Source organism: Nonomuraea sp. NPDC054003, from assembly GCF_055585125.1.
Window position 1 is genome coordinate 58,732 of sequence record NZ_JBVJKR010000003.1, and the last position, 19,466, is coordinate 78,197.

Annotated in this window: 19 protein-coding genes; 10 read left to right on the forward strand and 9 right to left on the reverse strand. The window is 70.2% G+C overall.

The window, feature by feature from the left end:
• Nucleotides 1-21 precede the first annotated feature (21 nt).
• Nucleotides 22-1,248, forward strand: a complete 1,227-nt coding sequence (locus ACZ6YG_RS07875; RefSeq protein ID WP_466017498.1) for an alpha/beta fold hydrolase — start codon at nucleotides 22-24, stop codon at nucleotides 1,246-1,248.
• Here ACZ6YG_RS07875 and ACZ6YG_RS07880 read toward each other — a convergent pair.
• Genes ACZ6YG_RS07880 through ACZ6YG_RS07895 form a run of 4 tightly spaced genes read right to left on the reverse strand, consistent with a single transcriptional unit; the run spans nucleotide 1,220 to nucleotide 6,012 of the window.
• Entirely contained in the window at nucleotides 1,220-2,662 is a 1,443-nt protein-coding gene (locus tag ACZ6YG_RS07880; protein WP_271276019.1) for an ATP-binding protein, read from the reverse strand. The two genes, ACZ6YG_RS07875 and ACZ6YG_RS07880, sit on opposite strands and share 29 nt — an antisense overlap.
• Nucleotides 2,659-4,308 carry an NAD(P)/FAD-dependent oxidoreductase gene (locus ACZ6YG_RS07885; protein WP_148033674.1) on the reverse strand — a complete coding sequence of 550 codons (1,650 nt, stop codon included), beginning with the start codon at nucleotides 4,306-4,308 and terminating at the stop codon, nucleotides 2,659-2,661. Before ACZ6YG_RS07885 ends, ACZ6YG_RS07880 begins: the two co-directional genes overlap by 4 nt.
• Before the next feature lie 57 nt (nucleotides 4,309-4,365).
• Nucleotides 4,366-5,127 (reverse strand): SDR family NAD(P)-dependent oxidoreductase, encoded by a 762-nt coding sequence (locus ACZ6YG_RS07890; RefSeq protein ID WP_148033673.1) that lies wholly within the window; start codon nucleotides 5,125-5,127, stop codon nucleotides 4,366-4,368.
• 27 nt (nucleotides 5,128-5,154) lie between these two features.
• Nucleotides 5,155-6,012: an RNA polymerase sigma-70 factor gene (locus ACZ6YG_RS07895; RefSeq protein ID WP_466017499.1), complete on the reverse strand. Its 858-nt coding sequence runs from the start codon at nucleotides 6,010-6,012 to the stop codon at nucleotides 5,155-5,157.
• A gap of 126 nt (nucleotides 6,013-6,138) precedes the next feature.
• Here ACZ6YG_RS07895 and ACZ6YG_RS07900 point away from each other — a divergent pair, with 126 nt between their 5' ends.
• Nucleotides 6,139-6,816 carry a ThuA domain-containing protein gene (locus ACZ6YG_RS07900; RefSeq protein WP_148033672.1) on the forward strand — a complete coding sequence of 226 codons (678 nt, stop codon included), beginning with the start codon at nucleotides 6,139-6,141 and terminating at the stop codon, nucleotides 6,814-6,816.
• Nucleotides 6,817-6,871: 55 nt separating this feature from the next.
• Here the strand turns inward: ACZ6YG_RS07900 and ACZ6YG_RS07905 are convergent, their stop codons facing one another.
• On the reverse strand, nucleotides 6,872-7,993 hold the full coding sequence (locus ACZ6YG_RS07905) for an RNA-guided endonuclease InsQ/TnpB family protein (protein ID WP_148033671.1): 1,122 nt from the start codon (nucleotides 7,991-7,993) through the stop codon (nucleotides 6,872-6,874).
• 125 nt (nucleotides 7,994-8,118) lie between these two features.
• Here ACZ6YG_RS07905 and ACZ6YG_RS07910 point away from each other — a divergent pair, with 125 nt between their 5' ends.
• Nucleotides 8,119-8,613: an NUDIX hydrolase gene (locus tag ACZ6YG_RS07910; RefSeq protein WP_148033670.1), complete on the forward strand. Its 495-nt coding sequence runs from the start codon at nucleotides 8,119-8,121 to the stop codon at nucleotides 8,611-8,613.
• Here the strand turns inward: ACZ6YG_RS07910 and ACZ6YG_RS07915 are convergent.
• Nucleotides 8,599-9,471, reverse strand: a complete 873-nt coding sequence (locus ACZ6YG_RS07915; RefSeq protein WP_466017500.1) for an alpha/beta hydrolase — start codon at nucleotides 9,469-9,471, stop codon at nucleotides 8,599-8,601. The two genes, ACZ6YG_RS07910 and ACZ6YG_RS07915, sit on opposite strands and share 15 nt — an antisense overlap.
• A gap of 36 nt (nucleotides 9,472-9,507) precedes the next feature.
• Nucleotides 9,508-9,987, reverse strand: coding sequence for a MarR family winged helix-turn-helix transcriptional regulator (locus ACZ6YG_RS07920; RefSeq protein ID WP_466017501.1), 480 nt, complete (start codon nucleotides 9,985-9,987; stop codon nucleotides 9,508-9,510).
• Nucleotides 9,988-10,087: 100 nt separating this feature from the next.
• On the opposite strand from ACZ6YG_RS07920, the gene ACZ6YG_RS07925 reads away from it, so the two are divergent.
• Nucleotides 10,088-10,870, forward strand: a complete 783-nt coding sequence (locus tag ACZ6YG_RS07925; RefSeq protein ID WP_466017502.1) for an SDR family NAD(P)-dependent oxidoreductase — start codon at nucleotides 10,088-10,090, stop codon at nucleotides 10,868-10,870.
• On the opposite strand, the gene ACZ6YG_RS07930 is transcribed toward ACZ6YG_RS07925, so the two are convergent.
• Nucleotides 10,858-11,499, reverse strand: coding sequence for a MerR family transcriptional regulator (locus tag ACZ6YG_RS07930; protein WP_466017503.1), 642 nt, complete (start codon nucleotides 11,497-11,499; stop codon nucleotides 10,858-10,860). The two genes, ACZ6YG_RS07925 and ACZ6YG_RS07930, sit on opposite strands and share 13 nt — an antisense overlap.
• 16 nt (nucleotides 11,500-11,515) lie before the next feature.
• The gene (locus ACZ6YG_RS07935) at nucleotides 11,516-12,364 is read right to left on the reverse strand and encodes a LysR family transcriptional regulator (protein WP_466017504.1); all 849 of its coding nucleotides are present in this window, start codon (nucleotides 12,362-12,364) and stop codon (nucleotides 11,516-11,518) included.
• Between the two features lie 181 nt (nucleotides 12,365-12,545).
• Between ACZ6YG_RS07935 and ACZ6YG_RS07940 the strand changes: the two genes are divergently transcribed.
• From ACZ6YG_RS07940 to ACZ6YG_RS07965, 6 genes are all read left to right on the forward strand, one after another.
• The gene (locus ACZ6YG_RS07940) at nucleotides 12,546-13,730 is read left to right on the forward strand and encodes an RNA-guided endonuclease InsQ/TnpB family protein (RefSeq protein ID WP_466017505.1); all 1,185 of its coding nucleotides are present in this window, start codon (nucleotides 12,546-12,548) and stop codon (nucleotides 13,728-13,730) included.
• A gap of 204 nt (nucleotides 13,731-13,934) precedes the next feature.
• Nucleotides 13,935-14,468 (forward strand): RNA polymerase sigma factor, encoded by a 534-nt coding sequence (locus tag ACZ6YG_RS07945; RefSeq protein ID WP_148033664.1) that lies wholly within the window; start codon nucleotides 13,935-13,937, stop codon nucleotides 14,466-14,468.
• Nucleotides 14,465-15,364 carry a hypothetical protein gene (locus ACZ6YG_RS07950; protein WP_466017506.1) on the forward strand — a complete coding sequence of 300 codons (900 nt, stop codon included), beginning with the start codon at nucleotides 14,465-14,467 and terminating at the stop codon, nucleotides 15,362-15,364. Before ACZ6YG_RS07945 ends, ACZ6YG_RS07950 begins: the two co-directional genes overlap by 4 nt.
• Before the next feature lie 90 nt (nucleotides 15,365-15,454).
• Complete coding sequence (locus ACZ6YG_RS07955) at nucleotides 15,455-16,516, forward strand: hypothetical protein (protein WP_466017507.1); 1,062 nt, start codon at nucleotides 15,455-15,457, stop codon at nucleotides 16,514-16,516.
• A gap of 225 nt (nucleotides 16,517-16,741) precedes the next feature.
• Nucleotides 16,742-17,218 carry a hypothetical protein gene (locus tag ACZ6YG_RS07960; protein WP_148033661.1) on the forward strand — a complete coding sequence of 159 codons (477 nt, stop codon included), beginning with the start codon at nucleotides 16,742-16,744 and terminating at the stop codon, nucleotides 17,216-17,218.
• 368 nt (nucleotides 17,219-17,586) lie between these two features.
• Nucleotides 17,587-19,185, forward strand: a complete 1,599-nt coding sequence (locus ACZ6YG_RS07965; protein WP_466017508.1) for an AAA family ATPase — start codon at nucleotides 17,587-17,589, stop codon at nucleotides 19,183-19,185.
• The last annotated feature ends 281 nt before the right edge of the window (nucleotides 19,186-19,466 follow it).

Here is a 19,466-nt window from a genome sequence, read left to right on the forward strand (position 1 = left end):
CAGAGGTGAGACCATCCAAGCGTGAAAGTCACCATGCCCGGCATCACGGTCGCCGACCACGTGTTCACCGTCCCCCTCGACCACGCCGACCCCGGCGGCCGGACCATCCAGGTGTTCGCCCGGGAGATCCGCGACCCGGCCGTCACCGGCGACCTGCCGTGGGCGCTGTTCCTCCAGGGCGGCCCCGGCGGCAGCTCGCCCAGGCCCACCGGCCCCGGCCACTGGCGGCCGCTGCTGCGCACCCACCGCGTGCTCCTGCTCGACCAGCGCGGCACCGGCCGCAGCACCCCGGTCTCGCCCGTCGGCACGGACGAGGAACTGGCGGGTTACCTGCGGCACTTCCGCGCCGACGCGATCGTGGACGACTGCGAGCACATCAGGAAGGCGCTCGGCGTCGAGAAGTGGGAGACGTGGGGGCAGAGCTACGGCGGCTTCATCACCCTCACCTACCTGTCCAGGGCGCCGGAGGGGCTCAGGGCGTGCCACGTCACCGGCGGGCTGCCCGGCCTCGACGCCACCGCCGACGACGTCTACGCCCGCACCTACGAGCGGGTCCGCGCCAAGGTCCGCCGCCACCACCTCCGCTACCCCGGGGACGAGGCCGCGGCCCGCCGCGTCGCCGAGCACCTGGCCGGGGAGGAGGTGCTGCTGCCCGACGGCGACCGGCTGACCGTGGAGCGCTTCCGTACCCTCGGCATGAAGCTCGGCATGGGCGACGGCTCGGAGCGCCTCCACTGGCAGCTCGTGGAGGCCTGGGACGGCGACCGGCTCGCCGACCCGTTCCTGTACGAGGTCATGACGGAGACCGGGTTCGTCGGCAACCCGCTCTACGCCGTGCTGCAGGAGATCATCTACGCCCAGGGCGCCGCCACCCGCTGGGCGGCCGAGCGGTTGTTCCCCGCCGACTTCGGCACGTTCGGCATGTTCACCGGCGAGATGGTCTATCCCTGGATGTTCGACGCGATCCGGTCCCTGCGGCCGTTCAAGGGCGCCGCCGAGCTGCTCGCCGCCGCCGGCGACTGGCCGCCGCTCTACGACCTGGACCGGCTGGCCGCCAACGAGGTGCCGGTCGCCGCCGTCGTCTACCACGACGACATGTTCGTGGACGCCGGGCTGTCGCTGGAGACCGCCGGGAGGGTCGGCAACCTGCGCGTGTGGGTGACCAACGAGTTCGAGCACGACGGGTTCCGCGTCGCCGCGGATCAGATCGTGCCCCGGCTCATGCGGATGGTGATCGACCCCCGTTAGCCTCACGCAGCGGCAGCCGCACCTCGAACCAGGTCTCGCCCGGCACCGAACGCACCTTGATCTCGCCGCCGTGCCGCCCAGCCACGATCCGGTACGAGATGTCGAGCCCCAGCCCGGTGCCCTGGCCGACGGACTTGGTGGTGAAGAACGGCTCGAAGATCCGGTCCTTGATCTCCTCCGGCACGCCATGGCCGGTGTCGCCGATCTCCACGATCGCCTCGTCCTCGTCGTACGCGGTGCGGATGGTCAGCGTGCCCTCGTCGTCCATGGCGTCGAGGGCGTTGTGGATCAGGTTGGTCCACACCTGGTTGAGCTCGCCGCCGTAGCAGGGCACCGGCGGCAGCGTCCGGTCGTAGTCGGTGACCACGGTGATGCCCGGCGGCAGCTTGCCGCGGAAGATCGCGATCGTGCTGTCGAGCAGGCCGTGCAGGTCGAGCACCTGGAACGGGGCCCGGTCCATCTGGGAGTACTCCTTGGCCGAGCGGATCAGCGTGGTGATCCGCTCGGTGGCCTCGGTGACCTCGTTGAGCATCTGCGAGATCTCCACCGCCTCCGACAGCCAGCGCAGCGCCGCCGGCGCGTGCTCCGCGCCGGCCTCGCGCCGCACCTTGTCGAGGTGTTCGGTGCCGAACCCGGCGCTGACCAGGGCGGGAGCCAGGTCCCACGCGTCCTCGACGCCGAGCTCGTCCAGCGCGTCGCCCAGCTCGTCCTCGGCGTCGGAGATCTCCAGCGGGCTGCGGGAGGGCAGCTTGCCGACCGCCTCCATGCACGCCTCCTGCATCTCGATGAGCGCGCGCAGCCGCTCGGGCGGGATGCCGTTCTCGGCGAGCTGGGCCAGCTCCACCCGCGACGACCTGACCAGTGACCGCAGCTCGCTCACCGCGCGGACCGCGGCCGCCGCAGGGTTGTTCAGCTCGTGGGTGAGCCCGGCCGTGATGGTGCCGAGCGCGGTGAGCCGCTGCCGCCTGTCGATCATCTCGCGCTGCATGCGCCCGCCGGACTGCAGCCCGTCGAGCAGGTGCATCGCCATCGGGAACCACTCGGTCACGATGTAGGCGAACTTCTTGGCCGGGAGCACGAACAGCCGCGACGGCGCGGTGGCCCGCAGCGTGTGCTGGTAGGTCTGCGGCGCCCGGTCGCCCAGGTAGGCGGAGGTGGCGCCGCCGTAGACGCCGGGCTGCGAGGTGCGGGGCATGGCGACGGTGCCGGCGCTGACGGTCTCGGAGATCATCTGCACCTCGCCCTCCATCAGCACCACGAAGCAGTCGGCCGGCTCGCCCTGGCACACGACGTCCTCGTCCTGCTCGGCGGTCGTCATCCGGCCGCTGGTGGCGAGCTTGGTGAGCTGCTCGTCGGTCAGCCGCTCGAACAGGAAGAGCTTGCGCAGTTCGTCGATGTCGACTGTGTCTGTCACTGCTTCTCCAAATAGCGGTGTACGAGCGCGACGGCCATCGCGCCCTCCCCGACGGCGGAGGCCACCCTCTTGATCGACTCGGCGCGCACGTCACCGGCCGCGAGCACCCCCGGCACGTTCGTCTCCAGGAAGTAGGGCTGGCGGCGCAGCGTCCAGTTGCGCGGCCGCTGCCCGCCCTGCACCAGGTCGGGCCCGGTGAGCACGAACCCCTTCTCGTCACGCTCGACCGTGTCGTCCAGCCACGAGGTGTACGGCTGCGCGCCGATGAACACGAACAGCCACTGCGCGTCGACGACGCGCTCCTGGCCCCCGCTCGACAGGGTCAGGTGCTGCAGGTGCCCGTCGCCCTTGCCGCCGGTCACCCGCGTCTCCAGGTGGACCTCGATGTTGGGGACCGCCTGGATCTGCTCGATGAGGTAGTGGGACATGGACTTCTCCAGACCGTCACCTCTCACCAACAGATGCACGGTCCTGGCGAATCCCGACAGGTAGACGGCCGCCTGGCCGGCCGAGTTGGCGGCGCCCACGATGTAGACGTCCTGACCGCGGCACGACGGCGCCTCCGTCAGCGCCGCCCCGTAGAAGACGCCCCGGCCCACGAAGTCGTCCAGGCCGGGCGCGTCGAGGCGGCGGTAGGCGACGCCGGTGGCCAGGATGACCGCGTGCGCGGCGATCTCGCCGCCGTCCTCGAAGCCGACCACCCGCGCCTGCCCGCGCGGCTCCAGGCGGGTCACCCTGCGCGTGGTCAGCAGTTCGGCGCCGAACCGCAGCGCCTGCCTGCGGGCCCGGTCGGCGAGCTGCTGCCCGGACACCCCGTCGGGGAAGCCCAGGTAGTTCTCGATGCGCGAGCTCTGGCCCGCCTGCCCGCCCGAGGCGTGCGCCTCCACCAGCACCGTGCGCAGCCCTTCGGAGGCGCCGTAGACGGCCGCGCCCAGCCCGGCCGGGCCGCCGCCTACCACGATCAGGTCGTAGAAGTCGGTGGCCGGCGTGGTCGACAGGCCGACCGTCGAGGCCAGTGTGGACTGGTCGGGCGCCTGCAGCATCGACCCGTCGGCGGTGACCACCAGCGGCAGGTGGCAGTCGTCGCCGGCCGCCGCGACGAGCTGCGCGCCCTCCGGGTCCTCGGCCAGCATCCACTGGTAGGGCACGTGGTTGCGGGCGAGGAACTCACGCACCTTGTAGGACGGCCGGGACCAGCGGTCGCCCACCACCCGCAGCTCCGCCACCTCCACCCGGTCGGTGCGCTGCCAGGCGTCGAGCTGGCCGTCGATCACCGGGTAGAACTTCTCCTCGGGCGGGTCCCACGGCTTGAGCAGGTAGTGATCGAGGTCGACCACGTTGATCGCCTGGATCGCCGCGTCGGTGTCGGCGTAGGCCGTCAGCAGCACCCGCCGGGCGTACGGGTACATGTCCATCGCCGCTTCGAGGAACTCCACCCCGTTCATCTGCGGCATGCGGTAGTCGGCGAGGATGGCGCAGACCTCGTCACCCCGCAGCCGCATCTCACGGACCGCTTCCAGCCCCTGCACGGCCGTCTCGGCGCGGACGATCCTGTAGTGCTGCCCGTAACGGCGCCGGAGGTCGCGAGCGACGGCCCTCGACACCCCCGGGTCGTCGTCGACCGTCACGATGACCGGCTTGTCCATGCCCCTGCCTTCCATTTGTCCCCTATGTGCAGGATGCCTTCTTTCCCGCCCGTCGGGTCAAGCGATGACGCGGCTTTCGCCGCCGTCCACCAGCAGCGAGATCCCGTTGACGAACGAGGCGCGCTCGCTGGCGAGGAACGCCACCACGTCGCCGACCTCCTCGGCCCGGCCGACGCGCCCCAGCGGCACGTTCGCCCCCCGCTCCGCCAGCCCTTCCACGCCGCCGGACAGGTCACGCAGCCGGTCGGTGTCGATGGGCCCCGGCATCACGTTGTTGACCAGCACGCCGTCGCCGCCCACCTCGCGGGCGAGGGTGCGCACCATGCCGGCCACGGCCGAGCGGGTGGCGTTCGACAGGGCCAGCCCGTCGATGGCCTCCCTGGCCGACCTGCTGGTCACGGTGACGATCCGGCCCCAGCCGCGGGCGCGCATCTCCGGCAGCGCGGCCCGCATCAGCCGTACGGTGCCGAGCAGGTTGCGCTGCACCGCCACGTCCCATTCGGCCGCGGTCACGTCCACGAACCGGCCCGGGGGCGGCCCGCCCGCGTTGGCGACCAGGATGTCGATCGGCCCGAGGACGTCGCGCGTCTCGCGTACCAGCCGCTCGGCCGACTGCGGGTCCTCCACGTCGGCGAGCACGGCGTGCACCACCTTGCCGTACTCCTGCAGCTCCACCACCGCGTCGGCGAGGCGTTCCGGGTTGCGCGCGGCGACGCACACGTCACAGCCCTCCCGCGCGAGGCTCTTGGCGGCGGCGAGCCCGATGCCCGCGCTGCCGCCCGTGACGAGTGCGACCTTGCCTGAGATACCGAGATCCATGACTGGACTATAGAGCCGGACGGACTCTCACATCGGCGGGCGCACGCGGGTGAGTTTGTCCGGATTGAGCACTCCGTACATCGTGCGGACCCGGCCGTCGCGCACGTCCACCGCGAGCAGCTGCATGTGGTCGCCCAGCAGGCTCCAGAGCACGGGCTGGCCGTTGGCCGAGCCGATCGCGGCCCTGCCGTACGGGTAGCGCGTCCACAGCCCGGCCAGGAAGCGCACCACCTTGTCGCGGCCGACCACCGGGCGCAGCGCGGAGCGGACCTTGCCGCCGCCGTCGCCGTAGAACACCACGTCGTCGTGGAGCAGCTCCGCGAGCGCTTCCAGCTCGCCTTCCGCTGCCGCCGCGATGAACCGGTTGAACAGCTCGGCGTGCTCCTCCGGCGACGGCCGGAACCGGTCGCGCCCCTCGGCCAGCCGGCGGGTGGCGCGGTGGTGCAGCTGGCGCGCGTTCGCGACGGACACGCCGATGATCTCGCGGATCTGGTCGTACGGCAGCTCGAACGCCTCCCGCAGCACGAACACCGCGCGCTCCGGCGGCGACAGGCGCTCCATCATGTGCAGGGTCGCGAATGACACCGTGTCGCGCAGCTCGGCCGTGTCCATCGGCCCGGCGTCGCCGTCCGCGACCGGCTCGGGCAGCCACGGGCCGGCGTAGGCCTCCCGCTTCACCCGGGCCGAGCGCAACTGGTCGAGCGCCAGCCGCGACACCACGGTGATCAGGAACGCCCGCGGCTCCCGCACGTCCTCCCGGTCCGTCGCCGACCAGCGCAACCACGCGTCCTGGACCACGTCCTCGGCGTCCCACATGCTGCCCAGCAGGCGGTAGGCCAGCCCGATCAGCATGGGACGGTAGGCCTCGAAGTCGTCCACCGTCATGCCGCGCAGCGTACCCGTCAGGGACCGCCGCTCCTCCGCCGGGCGCATCCGCTTCGCCGGCGAGCGGAGCCGGATGTGGCGGGGCACCGGGTGGAAAACCCGCGGCGGGCGTGATGAGCTTGGCGGGTGGCACGCAATCTGATCCTGTCAGGAGGCCCGTTCCACGACTTCGACGCGACCTCGGCGGCGCTCGCCGAGGTGCTCGCGGAGGTGGGGGTCGAGTCGGAGGTCACCGAAGACATCGCCGGCGCGCTGAGCGAGCCGCCGGAGGTCCAGCTCATCACCGTCAACGCGCTGCGCTGGCAGATGGACCTCGACCGGTTCGCCGACCTGCGCGACCGGTGGCGCTTCACGCTCCCCGCCCAGGCCCGCACCACTCTGCTCGACCACCTGGAGCAGGGCGGCGGCCTGCTGTGCATGCACGCCGCGGCCATCTGCTTCGACGACTGGCAGGGCTGGCCGCGTGTCCTGGGAGGCTGCTGGGCCTGGCCCAAGTCCCACCACCCGCCGCTCGGCTGGACCGGCGTGCGCGTCCACGGCGGCCACCCGGTCGTGGAGGGCCTGCGCGACTTCGACGTCGTGGACGAGGTCTACAGCGACCTCGACCTGCTGCCCGACGTGCGGCCGCTGGCCTCGTCCAACGGCCAGCCGCTCATGTGGGCCCGCCCGGTCCGGCGCGGCCGGGTCTTCTACGACGCGCTCGGCCACGACACCCGCGCCTACGACAACGAGGTCCATCGGACACTGCTGCAACGTGCCGCGCTCTGGCTGCTGAAACGGCCGGTCACGGTCCGAGAGTCATGAACCCCATGGCTGAGCCAGGGGCTTGCAGCTCCTCGCCTCCGCTGGGTGCGGAAGATCAGGCCGCGTCCGGCTGCATGACGGCAGCCCAGCCAACGACGCCGCGCGAGGCGATGTTGCGGGCCGCGTTGACGTCGGCGTGCTCAGCGAAGCCGCACGACGTACAGGCGAAGGTTTCCTGGCTGGGCCGGTTGCGCCTGTCCACGCGCCCGCACGCCGAGCACCCTTGAGAGGTGTAGGCAGGGTTCACGTGAAGCAGGGCGACCCCGGCACGGGCCGCCTTGTAGGCGATGAAGCTCCCGAGTTGGTGGAAGCTCCACGAGTGCAGCGTGACCCGCTGGGGCTTGCGGAGCCGTACCCGGCCGCGGATCCCACTCAGGTCTTCGAGTGCGATTCCTCGCCCGGTGCGTGCAGCCTCGGTCACGATGCTTTTGGAGATGACGTGGTTGATGTCCCGCGCGAAGCGGGCTTCCGTGCGGAGGCGGCGCTTGAGCAGCCGCTTGGCGGATTTCGTTTGTTTGGCTTGGAGGCGACGGCGCAGGTCCCGGTTGCGGCGTCGGACTGCGTTCAGTGCCTTGCCGGAGTGGCGGACCGCGTCGGATGTGGTGGCGATGTTGGCGATCCCGAGGTCCACGCCGATGAACCCGTCCGGTTCGGTCAGGTCGGTGTCGGGGATGTCGCAGGTGGCGACGAGCAGCCATATGCCGTCCCGGCGGACCAGGTCGGACTCGCCCTTCCGGTAGGCGGCGAGCAGTCGCGCCTGTTCGTCGGAGCAGCCGAACCGGATGCCCTTCATCCGGCCATGGCTGGTCCAGATGGACACCGTCCGGCCCGCGATCTGCCACGACAGGCAGCGGTCGTCGAACGGCTGTGCCGCGTCCGGCCGAAATCCGATCGGCTTGGTGAGTGACTTACGCAGCTTCGCCTTCACCTGGGCGCACATCGTGGTGTAGGCGTCGGCGACCTTCTTGATGACGTGCTGGGCTGGTTGTGCCGACAGGCCCATGTCCTTCAGGTCGCCGTAGGTGTGCTTACGCAAATCGTAGTTCCGGAACATCTTGGTGTCCCACGCGAGGCGGGACACCTGGTTCGCGGCCTGGTTGCACAGGGCGAGCGTGCCCGCCAGCGCCGCCTCCTGGGCGGGTGTGGGGAATAGGCGCACCTGCACAACGAACTTCACGTCGTGAACTTTACCTTCGGAGATCGATGATCACTGCCCGAACGCCATTCCTCCCCAGAGCTGAAGCCCGGGGCTCCTGGCGAGAGTCTGCTGAAAACGTCACACCCGCCTGCGATCGTGGGCGGGTGAACCAACTCGTGGAACGCGTCGACGAACAGGACGATGTGCTCGGCGTGGCCGACCGCGCGGAGGCCGCCAGGCGGGGCTGGCTGCACCGCGTCGCCACCTCGATCTGCCGTGACGAGGAGGGCCGGATCCTCGTCTTCCGGCGCTCCGACCGTGCCGACCGCTTCCCCGGCTACTACGACGTGACGGTGGGCGGGGCCGTCACCCCAGGGGAGTCCTACGAGCAGGCGGCGGCCCGCGGGCTGGCCGAGCAGCTGGGCGCGCGGGTGCCGGTGCGGCCCGTGGTCAGGTTCCTGTGCCGGGGGGTGTCCGGCTCCTACTGGCTGGGGGTGCACGAGGCCGTCCTGGCGGGGGAGCCGCGGCCCGACCCCGAGCGGGTGCCGTGGCACGGGTGGATGAGCGAGGGCGAGCTGCGGCTGGCCGTCTGGCGCTGGCCGTTCACCCCCGACGGCCAGGACGCCTTCACCCGCTATCTCGCCCTAGCCCGCCGCTGACTCCTTCAGGAAGCCCGCGAGGGCCGCCGCCAGCTCGGCTGGCGCGTCCTCGGCCAGGTGGTGCCCGCCCTCCACGGCGTGGCCCCGCACGTCGTCCGCCCACGAGCGCCACACCCCGACCGGGTCGCCGTACAACTCCTCCATGTCGTCGCGGGTCGCCCAGAGCACCAGCACCGGGCAGCCGATCCTGCGGCCCGCCGCCCGGTCGGCGTCGTCGGCGGCGCGGTCCGGGCCGAGCCCGGCCCGGTAGTCCTCACACATCGCGTGCACGGTCGCGGGGTCGTGGATGGCGCGGCGATAGTCCTCGGACGCCTCCGCGCCCATCTGCTCGGGACCGGAGCCGTACCACGCGTCCGGGTCGGCGTTGATCACCCGCTCGGCGGGCTTGGCCGTCTGACCGAGGAAGAACCAGTGCCACCAGCGCGCCGCGAACTCCGCGTCGCAGCGGGCCAGCGCCTCGCCGATGGGGACCGCGTCCATGATCACCAGGTGCGTCACCGCGTCCGGGTGGTCGGCGGCCAGCCGGTGCGCCACGTAGGCGCCCCGGTCGTGGCCGGCCACGGCGAACCGGTCGTGGCCCAGCGCGCGCATGAGGGCGACCAGGTCCCGTGCCATGGCGCGCTTGGAGTAGGGCTCGTGGCCCGGAGTGGTCTGCGGCTTGGACGAGCGCCCGTACCCCCGCAGATCAGGACAGACCACCGTGTGGCGGGCGGCGAGCAGGGGAGCCGTCCGGTGCCAGGTGGCGTGCGTCCTGGGGTGGCCGTGCAGGAGCAGCAGCGGCGGCCCGTCGCCGCCGTGCCTGACGTACAGCTCCGCCTCGCCGGTGTCCACGCGGCTCTCCGCGAATCCGTCGAACATCCGGCCCGCTCTACCCGGCGGCGGGCCCGGGATGCGTCAGGGACAGCCCTGCCCGCCCGGCACGTGGCCGGACGCGTCCTCCAGCCGGGTCAGCACGATGCGCTGGAGCGCGTCGACGAACCGCTCGCGCTCGCCGGGTTCGAGGTCGGAGAGCAGGTCGTCCTCGACCGCCCTGATCTCGTCGGAGGCGGCCTCGCAGGCCTCGCGGCCGGCGTCGGTCGGGTCGACCAGCCGAGCCCGCCGGTCGCGCGGGTCGGGGCGGCGGCGCACCAGGGCCGACGACTCCAGTTCGTCCAGGATGGCCACCAGCTTCGTCTTGTCCACCGGCACGGCGGCGGCCAGCGCGAGCTGGGTGCGCGCCGGGCCGCTCACGACCTCGACCAGGACCGTGTAGCCCCACAGGCTCATGCCGTGGCGGGCGGCGATCCGCTCCTCGATGCCGTGCAGGCCGATCTTGAGCCGGGCGGCCAGCCAGTGCAGGTCTCGCCGGAGCGGGCTGCCCATCTGACCACACATACCGCAAAGCGTATCAGCGGCAAATAATTTGCCTTTGAGACGATTTATGATTGCATCTATCTCGTACGCCAACGAATCGGTCCGAACGAGAGGAGCAGGCATGGACACCGGCCTGCGAGAGCGCGTCGTCCTGGTGACCGGAGGGTCGTCCGGCATCGGCGCCGCCACCGCCGTGGCCTTCGCCCGTGAAGGCGCGAAGGTCGCGATCACGTACCGGAAGCGGGAAGAGGCGGCCCGCGCGGTCGCGGCGGCGATCACCGAGGCGGGCGGCGAGCCGTTCGTCACCCCGATGGACCTGGAGGACCTGCCGTCGGCGCGGCGCGCCGTGGACGCGGTGCTGGCGCGCTGGGGGCGGGTGGACGTGCTCGTGGCCAACGCCGTCCGCTGGGGCGGCGACGCGCCCGACCCGACGGTCCGGTTCGAGGACGTGCCGGTCGAGGAGTGGCTGGCCATGGTCGGCGCCAACCTGGTGGGCGCCGCGGCCGCCGTGCGGGGCGTGCTGCCCGGCATGCGCGCCCGCGGCTGGGGACGGATCGTGCTGATCTCCTCGGGTGTCGCGGAGGAGGGCCTGCCCGGTCCCGGTCCGTACGGGACCGCCAAGGCGGGGCTGCACGGGATGGCCCGCGCGCTGGCGTGGGAGGGCGGGCGCGACGGCATCCTGGTCAACGTGGTCGCGCCCGGCTTCACGCTGACCGAGAAGGCCTCCGGATTCCCCCGGAAGATCATCGACGAGCTGGCGGCCGGCGTGCCGACGCGGCGGCTGTCGGATCCGGAGGACGTGGCCAGGCTCGTGGTCTTCCTCGGCTCGGCGGCCAACGGCAACCTGACGGGCGAGCTGGTCCGCGAGGGGTCGTCGGCCGCCCGCGCGCCTCACGTGGCCTGATCGGGCCCTTCTGGCGTGAAGCGGCGGGCCGACTCCGACTCCTGGGCGAGGCGGCGCAGCGCCTCCAGCGCCCGCCCGTACAGGACCGTGCCGAGCACCAGCGCCTCGACGGCGGTGTCACGGTCGTCGCTCGCCGGGATGGCGTCGAGCTCCACCTCCCGCACCAGCCGCTCCGCCATCTCGGCATATTTGCGGATGTCGTCGCCCATGCCGAGCCGGCGCATCCTGGCCATGGTCTGGGTCAGTTCGTTCCTGCCCGGGGCCTCGGGGTTCACCTGCCAGCCGAGGTCGGCGATGAGCGCGTCCACCTCGGCCTTCGCGGCCTCCCACTCGGGCGTCGGCTCCGGGTCGACCTGGGGGCTCAGGGCGTAGTGTGCGGTGCCCAGCATGTGGTGGAAGGGCAGCGACTCGTCCTCGATCGCGGCCACCACCTTCTTGACGGCCGCGATCGGCAGCCTGCCGACCTCCACCATGGCCCTGATCAGGCGGAGCCTGCGCAGGTGGGACTCGTCGTATTCGGCGCGGGTGGCGGCCACCTGCTCGCCCTGGTGGAGCAGCCCCTCGCGCAGGTAGTACTTGATCGTGGGTATGGCGACGCCGGACCTGGCGCTCAGCTCGGACATCCGCATCTGTTGGATAGTAGCACTATCCATGCCGTGCCAGATGCCGGGCCGCTCCCAGTAGATCGTGCACCTCGGCCTGCCGGTTCCACAACAGCACGATCTCGATCGGCGGCACGTCCTCCGCGATCGGCACGAACGCCAGCGACTCCGGCACCGGCGTCCCTTCCCGCACACACAACGTGTATCCGGCGCCGTCGGCCACCATGGCGATCACCAGCTCGTGCGTCGAACCCGAAGCTCCCAGCCGGGGATGCAGCCGGCGCCGCACGAACGCCTCCAGGAACCGCCGCGCCCCCGCCACCGCCTCCGACTCCGGCATCACCAGCGGCTCCGCCGCCAGCGCGGCCAGCGGCAGCCGCCCCCGCGACGCGAGCCGATGGTCGCGGGGAAGCAGGGCGCGCACGGGGGAGCGATGCACGAGCATGCGCGCCACCCCACGCGGCAGCGAGCCCGGCGCGTACCCGAGCCCCGCCTGAAGCGTTCCATCCATCAGCGAGACGAGCTGCTCCGCCGTGCCCATCGGCGCGACCCGCAGCGGCGCGTCCGGCAGCGGCGACAGCAGCCGCGCCACCACGTCGCCCAGCCCGTCCGCCACCCCCAGCCGGGTGCACTGATCCGTGCGCCGCGCGGCCGCCACCGCCCGCTCGAACGCCGCCACCGCCACCGTCGCCTGCGCCAGGAACGCCTCCCCGGCCGCGGTGAGCCGGACCCCGCTGGAGGACCGGGTGAACAGCTCCACCCCGATCTCCTTCTCCAGCGTCCTGAGCTGCTCCGACAGCGTGGGCTGGGCGATGTGCAGGACGGCCGCGGCCCGGCGCAGACTCCCGGCGCGGGCGATCGTGATCGCGTACCTGATGTGCCGCAGATCCATCAGATCTTCCCGAGGGGACCGGCGCCTTCAGGCGACGGGGGAATCGGGAGCGGGAGGGCCGCCAAGGCCCGAGCGTGCCCTGACCTGCCAGGCCCGTGCATCACCGTTCTCCTTCCCGGGCTTTGTCGGCGCCAGCCGCTATCGTGGTGCTGTCGTTACCGAACGTGACGAGGGGTGGGGTGTGCGCAGGTCGTTCAAATTCCTGCTCCGCCCCACCACCAAGCAGACGGCAGCGCTGGCGGCGTGCCTGGAAGACCGCCGGCAGCTCTACAACGCCGCCCTGGAGCACCGCCGCACCGCCTACGCCAAAGCAGGAGTGAGCGTCCGCTACGGCGACCAGTCCGCCGAGCTGAAGCACATCCGGGGTGACGACATCGGCGGGCAGGGCCGCTGGTCGTTCTCCTCCCAGCAGGCCACGCTGCGACGCCTCGACAAGGCGTTCCGCGCATTCTTCGACCGCGTCAAGACGGGACGGACGCCGGGCTTCCCCCGGTTCAAGGGGCGCGGACGGTTCGACACGGCGCAGTGGCCGAAGGACGGCGACGGCTGCCGCTGGGACTCCCAGCCCGGGCACTCCACCGCGACCTACGTCCGGCTGCAGGGCATCGGACACGTCCGGGTGCATCAGCACCGCCCGGTCAAGGGCCGGGTGAAGACGATCGCGGTGAAGCGGGAAGGCAACCGCTGGTACGTGGTGCTGTCGTGTGACGACGTGCCCGCCGGACCGCTGCCCGCCACGGGCGCGGCGGCCGGGATCGACATGGGCGTGACCTCGCTCGTGACCACATCCGACGGGGAGCACGTCGCCAACCCGCGTCACCTGGCCGTCACCGCCGGACGCCTCGCGACGGCGCAGCGGGACCTCGCCCGCAAGAAGCGGGGCTCCCGGCGGCGGCATAAGGCCGTGGCCCGCGTCGCGGCGCTGCACGGCAAGGTCCGCCGTCAGCGCCTCGATCACGCGCACAAGGCCGCGCTCGTCCTGGTCCGCGCCTACGACGTGATCGTGCACGAGGACCTGCGGATCGCGAACATGACCCGGTCGGCGTCCGGCACGATCGAGGCTCCCGGCCGGAACGTCGCTCAGAAGGCCGGTCTCAACCGTTCGATTCTGGATGCGGGTTGGGGGGTGTTCCTGACGATCCTGTCGCATAAGGCTGAGAGCGCCGGTCGAGAGCTGATCGCGGTGAACCCCGCCGGCACCTCCCGCACGTGCTCGCGTTGCGGGCACGTGGCGAAGGAGAACCGCGTCACCCAGGCCGCGTTCGCTTGTACGGCGTGCGGGCATGCCGCGCACGCCGACATGAACGCGGCGGTCAACATCGTGAGGGCAGGGCTTGCCCTTCGCCAGGCTGCGGAAGCGGCTTAGCGAGAAGCCGCTCCCTTCAGGGGACGGAGGAGTCACCGGACACCTCGCCAGTCAGATGATCGCACCTCTGTCTTACAGAACCCGGCAGCGGGTGTGAAGACCCGGAGTCGATTGCGGAAGGGTGAAATGGTGCCTCGCTCGCCGACATGTAGGGGATGTCCTGACAATTCCTGGAGATGAGGGGGCCGACCATGGGGACCGCCCGTGGATGACGACCGGAGGCGCCGGTTCGAGGCCGTGTACCAGCAGACCTACGAGCAGATACTCGGCTACGCCGTACGGCGCTGCGCCACTCCCGAGGACGCCGCCGACGTGGTGGCCGAGACGTTCGCCACCGCCTGGCGGCGCGTCGACTCCCTGCCGCGCGGCGACGAGGCCAGGTTGTGGCTGTACGGGGTCGCCAGGAACGTGCTCGCCAACCACCGCCGGGGCCAGGCGCACCGGCAGTCGAGACTGGCGACGCTGACCGCCGACATCGCCGACGTCTACACCCGCTCACCGGAGGGCGCCGCCGAACGGGACGTGATCGCCCGGGCGTTCGCCGGCCTGCCCGACGCCGACCGTGAACTGCTGGCGCTGGTCGCCTGGGAAGGGCTGGACCACGGCCAGATCGCCACCGTCCTGGACATCTCCCGCAACGCCGTCCGGATCCGCCTGCACCGGGCACGCAAGCGCCTTTCCCAAGCGCTGGAAGACGACGGAATCACCGCCAACCGATTCGCCGTGGAGCCGACATGAACGAACTGCAAGGGCTCGCCCGCGTCCGTGACGAGGACCTGGCGGGCCGATCCACCGGGCCGGCGGCCCGAGCCCTCTTCGACGCGATCCTCACCGCCGAGCCTCCGTCCCCGGCGAGGACGCGCCGGCCGAGGCGCCGCCTGGTCCTCGGGCTCGCGGTCGCCGCCGCGTTCACGTCGGCCCTCGTCGTCGGCCCCACCCTGGTGGCCGGCCCGCACGGCGCGACCTCGTACGCCAACGCGGCGATGCACATCGAGCTGCGGGACGGCCTCTGGGTGGCCAGGGTGAAGGACCCGCACGCCGACTGGGCCCTGTACGAGGAGGCGTTCCGCGCGGTGGGGGTCGACGTGACGCTGGAGATCGTGCCGGCCGCACCCGACCGCGTGGGCGATCACCTCGGTGGGGGAAGGTCCGGAATGACGTCGGGAGGCCCCAACACCCTGGTCACCGGCATCGAGCCGGACGGCTGCCTGATCGGGGAGGAAGGCTGCCATCTGGTCATCAAGGTGGACGAGAACCTGAGCGGCCGCGCCTACATCAGGCTCGGCCGGGCGGCCAAGCCCGGTGAGGTGTACAAGTCGCACGGCACCGCCACCAAGGCGGGCGGGATGCTGAGCGGCTTCCGGGTGGACGAGCGGCCCGTGAGCGTGGTGCGGAAGGAAGCGGAGCGGCGCGGTCTCCAGGTGGTCTACCAGATCATCGAGCCGAACCCGGACGGCCAGGGATTCGGCCTCGATCCTGACGACCAGTCGCTTCCCGTCGGCGACGACTGGATCGTCTGGGACGCCGAACCGCACGCCGACGGCGTGGTCCGGCTCATCGTGTCCGAGGAACGCGTGCCCCTCAACCCCCTCTACGGCGGCCCCAAGCCCCGCGAACTGACGAGCGGCCGGTAACGCGCACAGCTATGCCCCTGGCTCTCAAGGCACTCGGAGTCGGGGGCTTTCCGCTGCGGCCGTAAGCATCTATTGTCCCGGCTCAGGACGGTGGCCGGACGGGACGAACTGCTCGGCCTGATGGAAATCCCCGTCATCCGCACCGCCTACCTTTCTTGGAAGGTGCCGGAAATCCAGGAACGGCCGTTCAGGAGCGTGATGTTCACAAGATGGAGCCGGCCGGTACTGGCCGGATTATGCTGCGCGACCCTGATGTCGTGCGGCTTCCTCGACCAGGACCGAGGTGAACCTCGGCACCGCTACTCCGACATCACGGAGTTCGGCCACGTCGTCGCCAACGCCTTCCGGATCACCCACCCCGAATATTCGCTGACGCGCGCCGACTGGGCATGGGAACGCGAGGAGGGCGAGATGGCCGTCGAACTGGGCATCGAGCCGCTCCTCGGCCCCGAAGTCGGCGCCTCCGCGAATTTCCTCATCCGCCAGGACAGCGACTCAGGACGCCTCTACTACACGGAACCCTATGGCCGCGCGCATCTGCAGGTCGAGAACGTTCTTCATGAACTCGACACGCTGCCTGACACCACCGCGTTGACCATGACGCTTCGCCGCCTCGGAAGGTCCGGAGCCGAGACCGTACCGGCGAAGAAGGAAGTCGACGAGGTGCTGAAAGAGATCGGCCGGACAAAGGATGTGACCGCGGTCGTCGAATGGAAGAAACCCATGACCGCTGAGGACGTCCGGAGCAGGAAACATCTGCATTTCGACAACGCGATTCTCGCGCCTCCCACTCGGCGCGACCCGATCGTCTACTGGGACTACAGCCCGAGGCCGTACTGCCAGAGCTGTCAGGGTAGCTCCGACAGGATGACGCAGAGCTTCGAGGCCTGGGTGAACCGCCTGGAGCCGTCTGACGAGCCGGCGCTGCGTCACTTCGGCTTGAGCCTCGACCGGCTCAGAAAGGCGGCCAGTGGAAAGTCGTACGGCTACATCGAGCAGGACGCGAACCCGGTTCTTCTGCGTAAGCTGCTGAAGCTGAACCATGTCAAGACCATGTACATCGTGCGGACCCGGGATCACTGCGAAGACGATGAACACGGCGAATGCGTTCCCGCCGCCTGGCCCAAGGACGACGACCAGCTTTACGGCTGAAGAAGGACTCGGGTGGCCTGTGAAACTTTCACCGTAATGTCGCAAATTTCGACCGGAAGCCCTGCCTCTCTTCCCAGGTGACCATGAACAGCGTTCCCAAGGACGCCCTTGAAGTGGCATTTAGCGGCTGACCGGATCGGCAGCATCGACGCGCCGTGCTGGACCGGCCTGCGACGCCCTCCTAATCTCCGGGCACCTGGCACTTCCGAAACGGAGAGGTGTGAATTGACCGTACGCTCGAAAGGACGTCGTCTGGCGGCGTCGATCGCCGCCGCCCTCGCGGCCCTGGCCGTCGCACTCCTGCCGATCAGCCCCGCACACGCGGCATACGGCCCGGACCAGCCAGTCTACGTGCAGCTCAACGCGACCGGCGGCTACGGGGCGCTGGCCCTGCTGGACGGCACGGTGGCGTTCGACGACGGGAACACGAAGTACCGCTACGCGCTGCGCCTGTGCTGGCAGAGCGCCTACCCCGCGCCCTACTTCCAGATCATCGTCAACGGCGCGAACTCGACATGGCCCGTGGAGTCCGGCACCACGACCGCTCCCGGGTGCCAGCGGGTCTTCCTGTACAACGCCGAGGTGCAGTTCGGCGGCACCGTGAGCAACGTCCGCTTCGACGTGACCGGAGGCTGGTTCAGCAGCAGCGGATACATGATGCGCACCAGGAGCAGCATCACGTACGACAACCCCTTCAACTGACCACCGCGTCCCCGGGCGCGCTATGACGCCGACAAGGGCGTCCCTGCTCATCGCCGGGACGCCCTTGATCTTGACGGACGCCTTTTCCAGGGTCTATTCATGAACGGCCTGATCCGGAAACCACTTTTGGTCCGGAGGTCGGAGCTTATGGCAAGGACCGGCTACAAGTCGTACGGCTGACAGGGATTGACGTGGAGATTGGAATTTCGCTGATTCTTCTGGCGATCGTGTTCGTGGTCATGCCTTTGGCAGTGCTGCTATGGCTCCTGTATCGGGCAGTTCGTCCCTCCGGCGGTCCTGGTGGGTGCCGTTCCGGAACGAGCCATGATCTCCCCACTCAGAGCAAGGAGAGATGACACTATGTGACTATGCGCCCATCCCGAGCGAGATCCTTCAACACCGCGGGCCCATGCGACCCCCAGCTCCACTACATGCTGCCGCCCACTCCGCGGCTTCCCGAGGCGCGAGCGCTGATCGAGATGGACCGGTACTTCGTGGTCCACGCGCCCCGGCAGACCGGTAAGACGACCGCGCTGGAAGCCCTGGCGTCCGAACTGACCGCCGAGGGCGACATCGCCGCCCTGATGTTCTCCTGCGAGCGTGCCAAGTCGGCCGGTGACGACTACGCGGCTGCGGAGGAGATCCTGCTGAAGTCCCTTCGCCAGGCCGCCGAGTGGTCGGGATGGCCGGAGGAGCTGCTGCCGCCGGATTCTTGCCCGCAGGCTCCGGCGGGCACCAGGTTCGATTCGGCGCTGACCGAGTGGTGCCGCCGCAGCCCGCGCCGGGTGGTGCTGCTCATGGACGAGATCGACGGCCTGCAGGGCAACAGCATGGTCAGCATTCTCAGTCAGCTCCGTGACGGCCACAACTCGCGGCCGAAAGGGCGTCCGTTCCCCGCGTCCGTGGTGCTGTGCGGGCTGCGCGACGTGCGTGACTACAAGGTCGCCTGCGGCGGCGACGCCGACCGGTCGAACCCGATCAGCCCGTTCAACATCGTCACCAAGTCCCTGCGCCTGGGCGACTTCACCGCCGGCCAGATCGGCGAGCTGTACGGTCAGCACACGGAGGCGACCGGGCAGGAGTTCACCGAGGACGCCGTGGGCAGGGTCTTCGAGCTGACGCAAGGACAGCCATGGCTGGTCAACGCCCTCGCCCACGAGATCATCATCGAGATGGGGGTGACCGGCGCCGTCACCGCCGGGCAGGTGGACGAGGCCAAGGAGCGGTTGATAAGGGCGCGCGCCACCCATCTCGACGCGCTGGTGGCCCGGCTGCACGAGCCCTGGGTCAAGCGGGTGATGGAGCCCGTGGTGGCCGGATCGTTCCCCGAGGTCGACCCCTCCTTCTCCGACGCGCTGTCGTACGTCCGCGACCTGGGCCTGGTCAAGCAGAAGCCCCCTCTGGAGGTGGCGAACCCGATCTACCGGGAGGTCGTCCTGCGGGTGCTGGGCGACCCGGCGGAACAGTACGTGATGGCCGATCCGCGCAGTTTCGTCATGCGAGACGGCCGTTTCGACCTGGAGCGCCTCCTGCGAGAGTTCGTCGTGTTCTGGCGCGAGCACGGCGAGGTGCTCATCCAGCAGGAGAACTACCACGAAGCCGCCTGTCAGATCATCCTCATGGCGTATCTGCACCGGCTGGTCAACGGCGGCGGCCAGCTCGACCGGGAGTACGCCGCAGGCACCAAACGTCTGGACGTGCTGGTCCGCTGGCCTTACGCCGGGCCGGATGGGGAGCGGCTGGTTCAGCGGGAGGCCCTGGAGCTGAAGGTCTGGAGGGCCGGCAAGGAAGACCCGCTGGCCGAGGGGCTCGCCCAGCTCGACGGCTACCTGGACCGCCTCAGCCTCACCACCGGCGTACTGGTGATCTTCGACCGGCGGCCCGAGGCCCCGCCGTGGAACCAACGAGGCGCGTTCGACCTCGCGACCACGCCATCCGGCCGCCAGGTCACGGTTCTCCGCGCATAGCGAAGTACGTGGCTCAGGCGGGCCCGGCTCTCTCCACAGACAACCGATGCGGTGTCTGGGTGGATTTATTCACCACTGATCGCGGCTGTATGACTACACGCTGAGGGCAATCTGGATAAGGAAATCCGAATTACCGATTACTCAGAAAATCTTGCCCGTTGGGTTTCGTTCGAGACCCCAAGAGGGTTACAGGTTTTATATCAATATTATTTGTGATCCATGTCATATTGATCATGGTGATCTTCCGTCTGATGATCAAGGTCGACAAGCCAAACTCACTC